Genomic DNA, 12,939 nt, shown 5'->3' with positions numbered 1-12,939 from the left:
ACCCGTGTACCCAGGTGCGGTATGCACCATTTCAACTGCGTGCCGATCCGAAGAATCGTCTCACGGCGTAGCAGCAGCGCTGCGCCCTGCCCCATCTTTTTCTGCGACAGGATAGGTCGGATCGGCTCTAAAACATACGCCTGTTGTTTTTGTAGTATCCTGGTACCGACATCTGGGTTCGCTACGCTACTACTGCTCAAGATTGCGGGTCAAAACGAAAGGAATGCTCATGATAGAACGACTACAGCGGCTCCGTACAGCGTTAGCGGAACGTGACTTGCCGGCAATCTTACTCACAGCCCCGGCTAGTCGTCGCTACATTAGTGGTTTCACCGGTAGTGCTGGTGCATTGTTGATCAGTGCCGAAGCAGCATTATTGCTCACCGATGGTCGCTATGTGGTACAGGCTGCGGCTGAGGCACCGGCATTCAGCCTGTGTGAGATACGCCCACCTGCCAGACCGTTGCCCAAACTCGTTGCCGAATTGACTGCTGAACTGGGAATCGGGAAATTAGGTTTTGAAGCTGCCACGATGACAGTAGCCGAATATCGGCAATTGACCACTGCGCTGGGTAATGAGGTTGAGCTGGTTGCCACCGAGAACATCGTTGAAGAGCTACGAATGGTCAAGGACAGTGGTGAGATTGCTCTTTTGCGAAAGGCGGTGGCCATTACCGATGCTGCGTTGGCGGCTGTGTTGCCCACTCTTTCACCCGCCATGACCGAGCGTGAAGCGGCGTGGAAGATTGAAGTCGCTCTGCACGAGTTAGGGGCTGAGGGGCCATCATTTCCGATTATTGTCGCGGCAGGTCGTAACAGTGCTCGTCCGCATCATGCACCGGGTGATGATCCATTGGGTGAAGGACAACCGGTTATCATTGATATGGGCGCTCGCTACGCAGGTTATCACGCCGATCTGACACGCACAATTGTGCTGGGGCAGGCTGATGATACATTCCGTGCCGTTTATGCTGCCACCCTCGCGGCTCAGCAGGCAGCAATACAGGCGTTACGTCCTGGATTGCCATGGTCTGAAGCGGATGTAATTGCCCGGCGGGTTATCGGCGAGGCCGGATATGCTGATGGTATTGCGCATAGCCTTGGTCACGGGGTCGGTCTTGTGATCCACGAAGCGCCATGGTTGCGGATGACAGCGCCTGATGCACCGCCGAGTCCACCTCTGCAAGCCGGTATGGTCACGTCGGTTGAACCGGGAATTTACCTTCCTGCTTGGGGTGGTGTGCGAATTGAGGATTTGGTGCTGATCACTGCTGATGGGTGTGAGGTGTTGTCACAATCGCCACGGTGAACGATAGTGATAATGCTCGTGATCGACAATGGTTGGCGCCCTAGAAGTTGTGCTACAATAATGTACAAATGTTCGCATCGTTCAAGTTCATGATGCACGAGACCCACTGGCGGTTACCAGTGGGTCTCGTGTGGGGGGGGGTGGTAGTATGATAACGATTTTTTTACGTGTTCGCAACCCCCCCAAAGGTACTACTTCATGCCAACAATATATAGTACCTTTGGCGCAATTCTATCATGACCATGGAGTTACTCATGAATCAAACTGCGGTTGCCGAGCGGATCAAAGAGCTGCGTAACCTGATCCGACGTTACGACTATCACTATTACGTGCTCGACGATCCGATCATTAGCGATGCCGAGTACGATGCACTCATGGCTGAATTGCGTGCTCTTGAGGCGGCGCATCCAGAATTGATTACCCCTGACTCGCCAACGCAGCGCGTAAGTGGCACTCCTGCTACGCAATTCGCCAAAGTGCAGCATGCTCAGCCGATGCTATCACTTGGTAACGCCTTCACAACTGCCGATCTCCAGGCCTGGCGTGATCGGGTTATGCGTCTACTCGGTAGTGATGCAGAGGTAGCGTATGTGGTCGAACCCAAAATTGATGGGTTGGCCGTTGCCTTAACCTATCGTGCCGGTCAATTCGTGCAGGGTGCTACTCGCGGCGATGGTGAGATCGGTGAGGATGTCACGGCCAATCTGCGCACTATCAGCAGTATCCCGTTGACACTGCGTGTACCCGAATCAGTCGCTGATGACCTGCCCGCAATGCAGCCGACAATGATTGAAGTGCGCGGTGAAGTGTATATGCGTACCGCCGATTTCGAGGTCTTGAATGATCGACTGGCAGCAGCGGGTGAGAAGGTCTTTGCCAACCCTCGGAATGCTGCTGCCGGTTCGCTACGTCAGAAAGACCCCATGGTGACGGCCAGCCGACCGCTCCGCTTTTTCGCTTACGGGGTCGGTGCGGTCGAAGGGGTTACGCTCAGTAGCCAATGGCAGACGTTGCGGTATCTCCGTGCCCTCGGTTTTCCGGTCAACCAGGATGCTCGTCGGTTTACCAATTTTGAAGAGGTTTTGGCCTATTGCGAAGAGTGGATGGCGCGACGCGACAAGCTACCTTATGAAGCTGATGGGATGGTAATAAAAGTTGATGATTTTGCTCAACAACGTGAATTGGGCGTAGTTGGTCGCGATCCACGCTGGGCAATTGCGCTCAAGTTTCCGGCTCGTGAAGCAATCACCCGTCTGATCGATATTACGGTGAACGTCGGTCGTACTGGTGTTGTAACACCAAATGCCGAACTGGAGCCGGTACAGATTGGTGGTGTCATCGTTCGTAGCGCCAGCCTGCATAATGCCGACTATATTGCGCAACGGGATATTCGGATAGGCGATTATGTGGTTGTTAAGCGGGCTGGGGATGTCATTCCCTACGTCGTCGGCCCGGTGATTGCCCGTCGTGACGGCAGCGAGCGTCCCTGGCAGTTCCCAACCCATTGCCCGGCGTGTGGCTCACCGCTCGAACGGGAAGCGGGTGAGGTAGCCTGGCGCTGCAACAACTTTAGTATCTGTCCGGCACAACTGGTGCGACGGGTAGAGCACTTTGCGAGTCGGTCGGCAATGGATATTGTGGGGCTGGGTGAACGCCAGGCGGAACTTTTTGTGCAACAAGGGTTGATCCGTGACGTAGCAGACATTTTTTTGCTGAAGGCAGAGCAATTGGCAACGCTTGAAGGATTCGGGCCGAAACGCATTGCCAATCTCTTGGCCGCTATTGATGCTGCTCGTCAGCGACCGCTTGATCGGCTGCTTGTTGGGCTGGGTATTCGTTATGTAGGAACGGTCGCCGCGCAGACGCTGGCGAACGAGTTTGGCTCTCTTGAAGCGATTATGAATGCCCGCCAGGAAGATCTCGAACGTATTCCCGGTATCGGCCCGGTGGTCGCGGCCAGTGTTGTTGATTTCTTTTCACGCCCAGAAAATAGAGCGTTGATCGAGAAGCTGCGTGCTGTTGGCGTACAAATAGATGGCGCAGAAACTCAGGCTCGTCACAGTGATACGTTGGTCGGTAAGACATTTGTCTTAACCGGTACTTTACCTTCGCTGAGTCGTGAGCAGGCGAGTGCGCTGATTACTGCGCATGGGGGTAAAGTAACCGATAGTGTAAGTAAGAAGACCAGTTACGTTGTAGCGGGTGCTCATGCCGGAAGCAAACTCGCAAAGGCACAACAACTCGGAATACCGGTCATTGATGAGGCCGGTTTGCTGGCGCTGGTCGGTGCGGCTGGGGTAGCACCGGAGACTCTCCCATCAGCATCACAACCAACCGCAGCCACCGATGAGCAATTGCCATTACCGCTGCCGGAAGGGGAATGATCATTCTGGCTTTCCCTACCTTGGGGAAGAATGGGGAGCAAGAGGGGCACTGTCTAACAGAGGGGCGGACATAGAACCCGCCCCTTTCTCTTATTGCTGACGATCCATCCGCCTGATCCACTGGGCCGGATCGCGAATCTCGTCCATAGTCGGTAGGTTTTCTGGCCGTTCCCACACTCGACCGGCAAATTGTATCCCGCGTTCCGCGACCACAGCGTTGACAAACGCCTCGCCCTGTTGATATTGGGCCAGCTTCAGGTCGAGGCCGGTCAGACGAAAGATCATCAGATCGAGCATCGTGCGTTGCTTCTGCCGCTGTGCGACGCGCTGTTCGATCTGGCTAAAGCTGGGCAGCAAGCGACGACCAACGGCGTTCATGACGTGGTTACCATACCCTTCAATCAGTGACATTAACGCCTGAATGCGATCAAAGACGGCGCGCTGTTCGGGGGTCAGCACTGTCTCGATCCAGTGTTGGCCGCTGCCAATGCCTTGCAAGAGCCGCATTAGCATATCAAACAGATTGTTACCACTGCTTAGCATTTGACTGCTGATAAGCGCGAAGTTTTGATCGAGTAACTCGCGGAAATAGCGGCGTACCCATGGATAAGCCTCAAACTCAAACGCATGGGTCATCTCGTGCAGGGTAATCCAGAGACGGAATTCTGCGTCGCTCAGTCCCAACTGCTGTTGTACGCGCGCAATGTTGGGTTCGACGAAATAGAGGGAACCACCAGTGGCCTCTGCCGAAAGCAGGCTGAGATCGTATTGCCCCAACACACGCTGCGCAAGATAGCCTAGCAGCCCGCCGATCTGCATGCCCAATAGTTTACTGCTCACATCGTTCATAAGCATGCCCAGTGCCCCGCGACCGCCGCCGTTCTTTTCGTACATCTCTTCAATCGGGCGGAAGAGCTGGCTGAACGAAACGATGTTGGCTTCCAGCCATTCTCGCCGGTCAAAGACAAAGATGCGACTAACCGGTTCGGGTAATTGCACACCGAGATACTCGGCGATCAACGGTTCGCTCAGCGTGACCATACGTGCATACTGTTCACGACGAAAGGATCGATTATCTATCGGCGCCTGCTCCCATTGTGATAGGCGTAGAGCGGTCTGGCGGGCCTGTTCCCAATCAATGAGACCGATGGCAACCCGCCCTTCGCTGCGCGTGCGCGTTTCGAAGTAGTAGCGTGCAGCAAAGCCAGCCGCCATGCCTAATAACAGAGCAGCCCCAAAGCGGCGCAGATCATTTTGCTTACCGGTCAAGGTCGTCTCCTTTCCAGCGGGGATATATGTTAAGAGTCTATCATGCGTCATAGGCTTATGTCCAATACAACGACGAGTATTTCAACGGGCCAGCACTCGCACATCGCCAACCCGACGAGTTATCCGTCGTTCATCGAGGTGTTCAAGGAATGATACCGCATAGCGACGCGAGCAGCCAAAGTGATCACGGAGCTGAGCGACTGTCACACTCCCCTGGGTTTCGATCGTGGCGCGAACCCACGTCTCCATCGTGGAATACGTTGCCGGAAGTAAATAGAGGTCTGGAGCAATCTTCACCAGTACTCCTTGATCACAAGCCCAAGCCAACAGTTCATCACCAGGATCAACCGCTGGCGTTGTATACGGCAGGCGCTTCAGTGCATTCAGGAATTGATCGAGCAGCCGTTGTTGCTCGGCGGTTGGCCGAGGTGTAAAATCGGCCAGACGTACCGTTGTTTCATCAGCGCCAATGAGACCTTCGGTGAGCGCTGCCTGTAACACTCCTGACCAGAGGCGGCTTGACACCTGTAAGCGCTGACGCACCTCTTCCTTCGACATTCCACGACGCAGTGGAAAGCGCTGATGATATGACGTTAACAGATCGCGCAGTGTTGCGCGCAAACGATCCCAGCCCGTTTTGGTAGTCAGACCATCTTGACCCAGGGCCACCAAATTGCCGTCGGCGAGTAATGGTGCCAGAATGGATTCTGCTTCCGAGCCGGTCATTCCGGTTGCGGCTATCACATCGGCGCGCAGCCGTGGTTGTCCATCGGCCAGTGCTTGAAGGATGCGTTCAGATGGACTCCCCTGGGTGCGGAGGTTGAGCGCAGTAATAACGTCGGCGCGAAAACGGCGATGACGTGGAGGATGGGGATCAATCACCACACCACCGGCAACCGTTTGACTGGGTGAAGGGAGACGCAAAATGAAGCGATCACCAACCGAGGCAACGACCGGTGTTGCCAAACGAATCTGAACCCATCCTTCTGTGCCACCTGCTAACTCATCGGCATCAAGCAACGTGATCCGCGCAGCAGCCTCACTACTCCCGATAAACAGATCAAGGGTGGTGTTATGACAGACTGGTGCGGCTTCACGAACGATCTGAACCCTGGCATCGAGCAGGGTTGTTGGGCGTAACGCACCTGGGAGAGTCAACTCATTCCCGCGTTTGAGATCACGGTGATGGACACCGGCCAGATTTACGGCGATGCGTGTGCCGGGGCGTCCTTGATCTATAGGACGTTGATGACTCTGCAAGCCACGAATCCGCGCTCGTATTCCCTGCGGCAATATCTCAACTTCCTGGCCGACAAACAACGGGCCACCGCGTAAAGTACCGGTAACAACGGTACCAAAACCGGCAATAGCAAAACTGCGGTCAATTGCTAGTCGTGGCACACCGGTTGGCTGATGACGTATTGGCAAAGTGTCAAGAAGTCGGTCGAGCGTTTGGATCAGTTCAGACAGACCAACCCCGGTGCGAACCGAGACCGGTATGATCGGTGCTGCGGCCAGGCCTGTTCCAGCCAGAACCTCGCGCACCTCATCACGGACAAGCGCCAGCCAATCGGTATCAACCAGGTCAACTTTACTCAAGACCACAATCCCGTGGTGTATTGCGAGCAGATCGATAATCGCCAGATGTTCACGGGTCTGGGGCATTACCGATTCATCGGCGGCAATGACGAGTAGCACTGCATCGATACCACCAACGCCGGCGAGCATGTTTTTAATAAAGCGCTCGTGACCCGGTACATCGATCAAACTCACCTCACGCCCGCTCGGCAAGGTAAGCCAGGCAAAACCCAGATCGATGGTCATTGCGCGTTTCTGTTCCTCGCGCAACCGATCCGGATCAATACCGGTTAACGCTTTGACTAATGTTGATTTCCCATGATCGACATGACCAGCGGTACCAAGAGTAACCATTGCAGTATTTGTTTGATAATCGAGTACAATATCTAGCAAAGCATGTCTGCTTTCATCGTACTCTGCCAACCTTTCTCGACCCACAATGAGCCAGAGGATGACGCTTTACGTATCATTGTACAATGGAATATGCACTTCACCATCTACGTTGCGTTGACTCAACATTAGCGCTATGGATCGATCAGATCGGCCCATGTACGCTCCAGCGACAGCCCCACGGCTTTGCCACGCTTGCGTATGCGATCATTAGTCAACAACTATCGCTTGCCGCAGCCCGCACGATTCGTGATCGGCTGATTGACCGATTGGGCATTCTCGACCCGAGGACCATCCTGGCTGCCGACGAGGCTCTCTTGCGCGCTATTGGTCTTTCAGCTCGTAAGAGCAGTTACTTGCGCGATCTTGCCGAACGAGTGATACGTGGTCAGCTCGAACTGGAGCAATTACCTGCGCTTGACGATGAAGCGGTGATCGCAGCATTGACGGCGGTAAAGGGCATTGGGCGGTGGACAGCCGAAATCTATCTGATGTTTGCACTCGAACGTCTAGATGTATTGCCGGCTGCCGATCTTGGTTTGCGCGATGCAGTGCGCTTGATATACGACCTGCCGCACCTGCCAACATCTCCCGAGGTGCGAATGCTGGGTGAACGCTGGCGACCGTACCGCAGCGTTGCGTGCTGGTATCTCTGGCAGGCGCGCCGGATGATATTGCACGGTTAAGCAATATTACGTTGTATCGCAGTTATGAATATGGTATGATGAGCAATAAGAAGTAGAGGAAACGGTTGCGTATGATGCGAATTGATGGGCGATTGCCCGATCAACTACGAGCGATTTCAATCGAAGTAGGTGCTGCGCCGTATGCTGAAGGATCGGCGCTCATTGCATACGGCAACACACGTGTACTGTGCACGGCCACGGTTGAGGATGGCGTACCGGCCTGGATGCGTGGTCAGCAGGGTGGTTGGGTAACTGCCGAATATGCAATGCTCCCACGTGCGACCCTCCAGCGTACCCGTCGTGAACGGAACGGCCCAAGTGGACGTACCCAGGAGATACAACGTCTGATCGGACGATCGCTACGAGCGGCAGTCGATCTCAGTGCTCTTGGCGAACGAACCATTACTATCGATTGTGACGTCTTGCAAGCCGATGGTGGTACGCGCACGGCGGCTATCAGTGGTGGTTATGTGGCCCTGGCTCTGGCAGTTGAGCACCTCGTGCGTAGTAACGCCATTGAAGTCAAACCTGCTCTGACACCGGTAGCAGCGGTGAGTGTTGGTATCGTGCAAGGAACGCTGCTGCTTGATCTCTGTTACGATGAAGACAGTCAGGCCGATCTAGATTGCAATGTCGTTATGAACAGCGCCGGTGCTTACATTGAAGTCCAGGCCACCGCTGAACGAGTACCGGCAAGCCGGTTCCAACTCAATGCTCTACTCGATCTGGCTGAACGTGGTATCAGGCAGATTCTCGATGTGCAGGCAGCCGCCCTGGCGGCAGTTCTGCCCAACAATACGATGAGCCGTGTGCAATCGCCATAACTATGGTGCGCACCGTCAATCTGCGACGTCATGGCTCGCAATGGTCGCCCTGCCACAGGCGAGGAGGCTTACAATGATAGACCAGACCAAGCGCGTTGCCGGTCGTCGCCACTTGCGTTACGGTTTAGCTTTCGAGCGCACGCAGCATCCGGAGTCTGCGGCTGACCATTTTCGTATGGCCATCGCTGCTGATCCGACGTTGCGTGATGCTCATAACGCTCTGGCCTTTCACTATCAGCAACAGGGTTTGCTGGCAAAGGCTGCCGAGGCATTTGCGGCAGTGGCGGATTTGGCCGACGATTACTTTGCCCATTTCAATCTCGGCTTTGTCCTTATCGAACTTGAACGGTACCATGAGGCTGAACGCGAATTTCGCCGTTGTCTTGAACTCGATCCAGACGATGTTGCAGCCCAACTCGAACTGGCGTACATCTATGTCGCCCGCGGTGAGTATGAGACAGCGCTAGGCTTGCTAGAAAAACCGCGCCAACGCTACTACGATGACTGGGCTGTTTTTCATCTGCTTGGTCGTTGCTACTTTCAACTCCAACGCTACGATGAAGCCCAGCAGGCATGGCAACAAGGCCTGGCGCTGGCTACTACACCAGAGGCGCAACTGGAATTGCTCACCTGTTTGCAAAGTGTTGAGCGCAGACGTGAGTTCCGCACGTGTGACAATAGCAAAGACGATCTCTACATCCGTGAAGGGGTTGTCTGTCTTGGTTCGGCGACAGATGATGGTCTGAACATACATCCGCTTGCGCATTACCAGTTGCGCGAAGAAGATGTTGCTCGCACCCTACAGCGTTTTCTAGCCCTCGCCCGGAGCAGTAACTGGTATTTTGGGGGAGTCACAACCCCCGATCCGTACAGCAAACCATTAGCGATGGCAGTAGCGCAACTGTTAGACGTTCCGCTGCTGAATTTGCATCATTTGCCGACAATCACCGAACCGGTTTTGGTAGTCATCGCTGTTGGTCACTCGGCCGATCTCCTGGCCGTGGCCCGTGAGCGTCTGCCCGTTCCCAGCCCTGGATTCTGTCTGGCCCTGAACTGGATGCGTCACAGTAAGTTGTTACCCGAACTGATTGGGATCATTGTCGAAGGCGTGTGTAACAATCCATGGGAGTCAACGTTGCAGGGGCTTCCATCGACCGAACAAGTGGTACGCAGTCAGCAGATTGCCGAACGACTGGTGCAATACGTTAAGACGCTCCCAGCGGAAGATAATCTGCCGCGTCAAATTCGCTATTATACGCGCCACCATCGGCGATTGGCTATTAATGCGCTGTATCAAAGGTCAAGATAAATAATGAGAGCGTATCCGCGCAGCAGCACGACTGGTTCCCCTTACCTTCCTCTCTAACCCCTCCTCTCAGGTCAAGCAGAGGAGGGGGATGTTGCGGTAGGGCGAAGCCTACCATCCCTCTCTGTTTTCATTGCTGTCTTGTTGACACAACGCTCTTGCGCTGGTATATTAGTGTATAATGTACACTATACAAGCGAGGCGATATGAACGGTATCCAACAGCGAACTGCCACGGGCATCCTCTTCACCGACCAATATCAATTGACGATGGCCCAGCTCTATTTTCGGATGGGCATTCACGAACGGATGGCACAGTTTGATCATTTTTTTCGGCAACCACCCAACTACGGGTTGCATTCAGCCGGTTATTGTATTGCTGCCGGACTTGAATGGTTACTCGACTGGATGGAGACCGCTGCTTTTGGGCCAACCGAGCTTGAGGTGCTACGCGGTCAGCGCAATCGGGTCGGCAAGCCAATCTTCGATGAGGATTTTCTGAACTATCTGGGTCGCCACGGTCATTTTGGGGGCATCACCCTTTGGGCCGTACCCGAAGGGCGGGTAGTGCACGCGCAGGCGCCGATGACCATCGTGCGCGGGCCATTGATGATGGCTCAAATGCTTGAGACGGCTTTGCTCAATCATCTTAATTATCAAACGCTGGTGGCAACGAAGGCCAGCCGGATTCGTGAGGCGAGTGGGGCCAGTACTGTACTTGAGTTTGGCTTGCGTCGTGGTCAGGGGCTGGGTGCGAATGCCGGAACACGTGCTGCCTTAATTGGTGGCGCCGACTTTACGTCGAATGTTGGTCTGGCGCATACGATTGGGCAAACCGCGAAAGGCACCCATGCCCATGCGATGGTACAGGCCTTTCTAGCCCTTGGGATGAGTGAGCTTGACGCCTTCCGGGCCTATGCTGCGGTTTACCCTGATGATTGTCTGCTGCTGGTAGACACTATTGACACCTTGCAGAGTGGGGTGCCGAATGCGATTCGCGTCTTTGAAGAGCTGCGCGCCAAAGGGCATAAGCCGGTAGGAGTTCGTCTTGACTCGGGCGATCTGGCGTATCTGGCTATCCAGACGGCGCTTATGCTTGATCGGGCCGGTTTCCCTGATACGGTGATTGTCCTTTCCAATGATCTCGACGAACTGGTGATCTGGCAGATTCAGAGCCAGATCGTTCAGGAAGCGCCGCGTTATCAAGCCGATGCCAATGCGATTATTCGTCGTCTGGTCTACGGGGTAGGTACCAGGCTGGTGACTTCACACGGTGAAGGTGCGCTTGGTGGGGTGTATAAGCTAGTTGCCTTACACGATGGGCAGACCTGGCAACCAGCAATTAAGATCGCCGAGAGTGCAGCGAAACTGACTAATCCCGGTCTGAAACGAGTATGGCGGCTGTACGATGCACGCGGGAAAGCGACCGCCGATCTGATCGCTCTCGAAGATGAAGATCCGGCCAGGGAAGAGGTGATTCGGTTACGCCACCCCAGCGATCATACCCGACAGCGTGCGGTGTTGCGGGCAGAGCTGACCGGAATTGAGCCACTGCTAGAGCCTGCGATGGTACACGGCCGACGTTTGGCCCATCCGGTGTCAATTGAACAGATGCGCGAACGCCGCCATGCCGACGTCGAGCGGCTTGATCTTGGAGTTCGGCGCATTATGAACCCGCACATCTACCACGTTTCGCTCAGTCAGCGGTTGTGGGATCTGAAACAAGAACTGCTCAATCGGTTTCAGAGGTAATGAACGGAATTACACGTTGGGGTGAGGTACCGCCTCACCCCCAAGGAAGGGATGTATGCCTCTTCCAACGATAGTCTGCGGCTACGATTCGGTTGTCTTGCCGATTATGCCCGTCATCGTCTCGGTAAGTGTAGATTAACCCCACGCATGAGGAATTGGGGATGGGATGATGGTGGGTTGATGCGATAAACGATCGTTCCCTGTTATGCACTGCTCAGGACCGGAGGCCCGTGCTCCCAGGCGCCGGCGTGGATCGGTGATCGCCGCGACTGAGGATACGGTTCACTGGCGGACACGACCAACAACTGAAAACTCTGCAAACCAGTCCTCTCACCTATTTTTATATCGTGACAGTTATAGTATACTATGCATGGCGCCGACGTATGACGGGCCGTCGCTGGGGTATTCCCCAGAGGAACTTCCCGACTCCCCGCCCACCGAACGGTGGAAGGTCGCCCCGCGAAACAGGAAGCGGGGGCGCCGGTGGAGTAATCTGCCGGTGACGCAAGACGGCAACAGAGAGGAGTCCCGCCGGGTTTCCGGTAAGGGGTGAAACGGTCGGGTAAGAGCCGACCAGCGTCGGCAGCAATGCCGGCGGCTAGGCGACTGCGCCGACTGATGGGGAGCAAGGTGCGTGGGGCGGGCTTAACGGTGGGAGAACACTGCTGTTGTTCTGTAGACCACTGCGCTCGCTCGCATCGCAGCTACGACGACAATCCGGGTAACACCCGGTGCGTTAGGAGTAGCCGCTGCCGCTGGCAGCGAGAGAGATGACGGCTAGAACAGAATCGGGGGTACGGTCATACGTCGGCTCGCTCGCCCACAGTTCGCGATGCAGTAGCTATTGGTAAGTCGCAAAAGAAGGTCGATCCCTCGCCAAGTTTACTTTCTACTCCTATCTTGCCTCCCATATGCTGGATCAGGCGCCGACAGATCGCCAGGCCAAGACCAACGCCGCTAACTGATCGGCCATTAGCCTGCTTGAGGCGCTGAAATTCCTCAAAGATCAGTTTCTGATCGGCGAGAGCAATGCCGATTCCGGTATCACGAACGCTAATGCGAATGAAGTCACCGTGGTTTGCTGCCTTAATTTCGATAAGCCCCTGTGGCCGGTTAAACTTGATCGCATTGCTGAGGAGATTGATCAGGACCTGTTCGAGACGGCCGGCATGAGCCTGTACAGGCGGCAAATCGGCCGGAATTGTTGTACGCAACTGCAATCCGTGCTCGCGAATCTGCGGTAACATTTGCCCCACGACATTCTGAACAACCGCTGCAACCGGAACTGGTTCAAGCTCGATTGTCATCTGGCCGATTTCCAGGCGTGAATATTCAAGAATATCGTTGATCAACCGCATGAGATTGAGACTGGCCTGACGCATATATCCCAGGGTTTCTCGGACTTCAGGGCTAAGCTCTCCTAGTACCCCCCGCTGAAGTAT

The 12,939-nt window shown here is 54.9% G+C and carries 9 protein-coding genes; 6 read left to right on the top strand and 3 right to left on the bottom strand.

The features are described from left to right. The first annotated feature begins 229 nt into the window (after positions 1-229). Both JE47_RS0117100 and ligA read left to right on the top strand, forming a co-directional pair. Positions 230-1,309 carry a M24 family metallopeptidase gene (locus JE47_RS0117100; RefSeq protein ID WP_031460923.1) on the top strand — a complete coding sequence of 360 codons (1,080 nt, stop codon included), beginning with the start codon at positions 230-232 and terminating at the stop codon, positions 1,307-1,309. A 254-nt stretch (positions 1,310-1,563) separates the two neighbouring features. Beyond that, a complete protein-coding gene (gene ligA / locus JE47_RS0117095; RefSeq protein ID WP_081910065.1) occupies positions 1,564-3,693 on the top strand; it encodes an NAD-dependent DNA ligase LigA in 2,130 nt (709 codons plus the stop codon). 90 nt (positions 3,694-3,783) lie between these two features. Here ligA and JE47_RS0117090 read toward each other — a convergent pair whose 3' ends face one another. Further along, positions 3,784-4,962, bottom strand: a complete 1,179-nt coding sequence (locus JE47_RS0117090; RefSeq protein WP_031460921.1) for a zinc-dependent metalloprotease — start codon at positions 4,960-4,962, stop codon at positions 3,784-3,786. Between the two features lie 81 nt (positions 4,963-5,043). Next, positions 5,044-6,933 carry a selenocysteine-specific translation elongation factor gene (gene selB / locus JE47_RS0117085; protein ID WP_236631279.1) on the bottom strand — a complete coding sequence of 630 codons (1,890 nt, stop codon included), beginning with the start codon at positions 6,931-6,933 and terminating at the stop codon, positions 5,044-5,046. A gap of 83 nt (positions 6,934-7,016) precedes the next feature. On the opposite strand from selB, the gene JE47_RS0117080 reads away from it, so the two are divergent. The 4 genes from JE47_RS0117080 to JE47_RS0117065 all read left to right on the top strand — a co-directional run bounded on the left by JE47_RS0117080 (position 7,017) and on the right by JE47_RS0117065 (position 11,497). Further along, a complete protein-coding gene (locus JE47_RS0117080) occupies positions 7,017-7,616 on the top strand; it encodes a DNA-3-methyladenine glycosylase family protein (RefSeq protein WP_031460919.1) in 600 nt (199 codons plus the stop codon). Positions 7,617-7,687: 71 nt separating this feature from the next. Beyond that, positions 7,688-8,440, top strand: coding sequence for a ribonuclease PH (gene rph / locus JE47_RS0117075; RefSeq protein ID WP_031460918.1), 753 nt, complete (start codon positions 7,688-7,690; stop codon positions 8,438-8,440). Positions 8,441-8,513: 73 nt separating this feature from the next. Further along, positions 8,514-9,749 (top strand): tetratricopeptide repeat protein, encoded by a 1,236-nt coding sequence (locus JE47_RS0117070; RefSeq protein WP_031460917.1) that lies wholly within the window; start codon positions 8,514-8,516, stop codon positions 9,747-9,749. Positions 9,750-9,952: 203 nt separating this feature from the next. Beyond that, complete coding sequence (locus JE47_RS0117065; protein WP_031460916.1) at positions 9,953-11,497, top strand: nicotinate phosphoribosyltransferase; 1,545 nt, start codon at positions 9,953-9,955, stop codon at positions 11,495-11,497. Positions 11,498-12,297: 800 nt separating this feature from the next. Here the strand turns inward: JE47_RS0117065 and JE47_RS0117060 are convergent. Continuing rightward, the coding region (locus JE47_RS0117060; RefSeq protein WP_160173295.1) for a sensor histidine kinase at positions 12,298-12,939 on the bottom strand (642 nt) is incomplete at its 5' end.

This window comes from Chloroflexus sp. MS-G (assembly GCF_000735195.1).
In the GTDB taxonomy this organism is placed as follows: Bacteria; Chloroflexota; Chloroflexia; order Chloroflexales; family Chloroflexaceae; genus Chloroflexus.
This window is presented reverse-complemented; position numbering and strand designations above follow the sequence as displayed.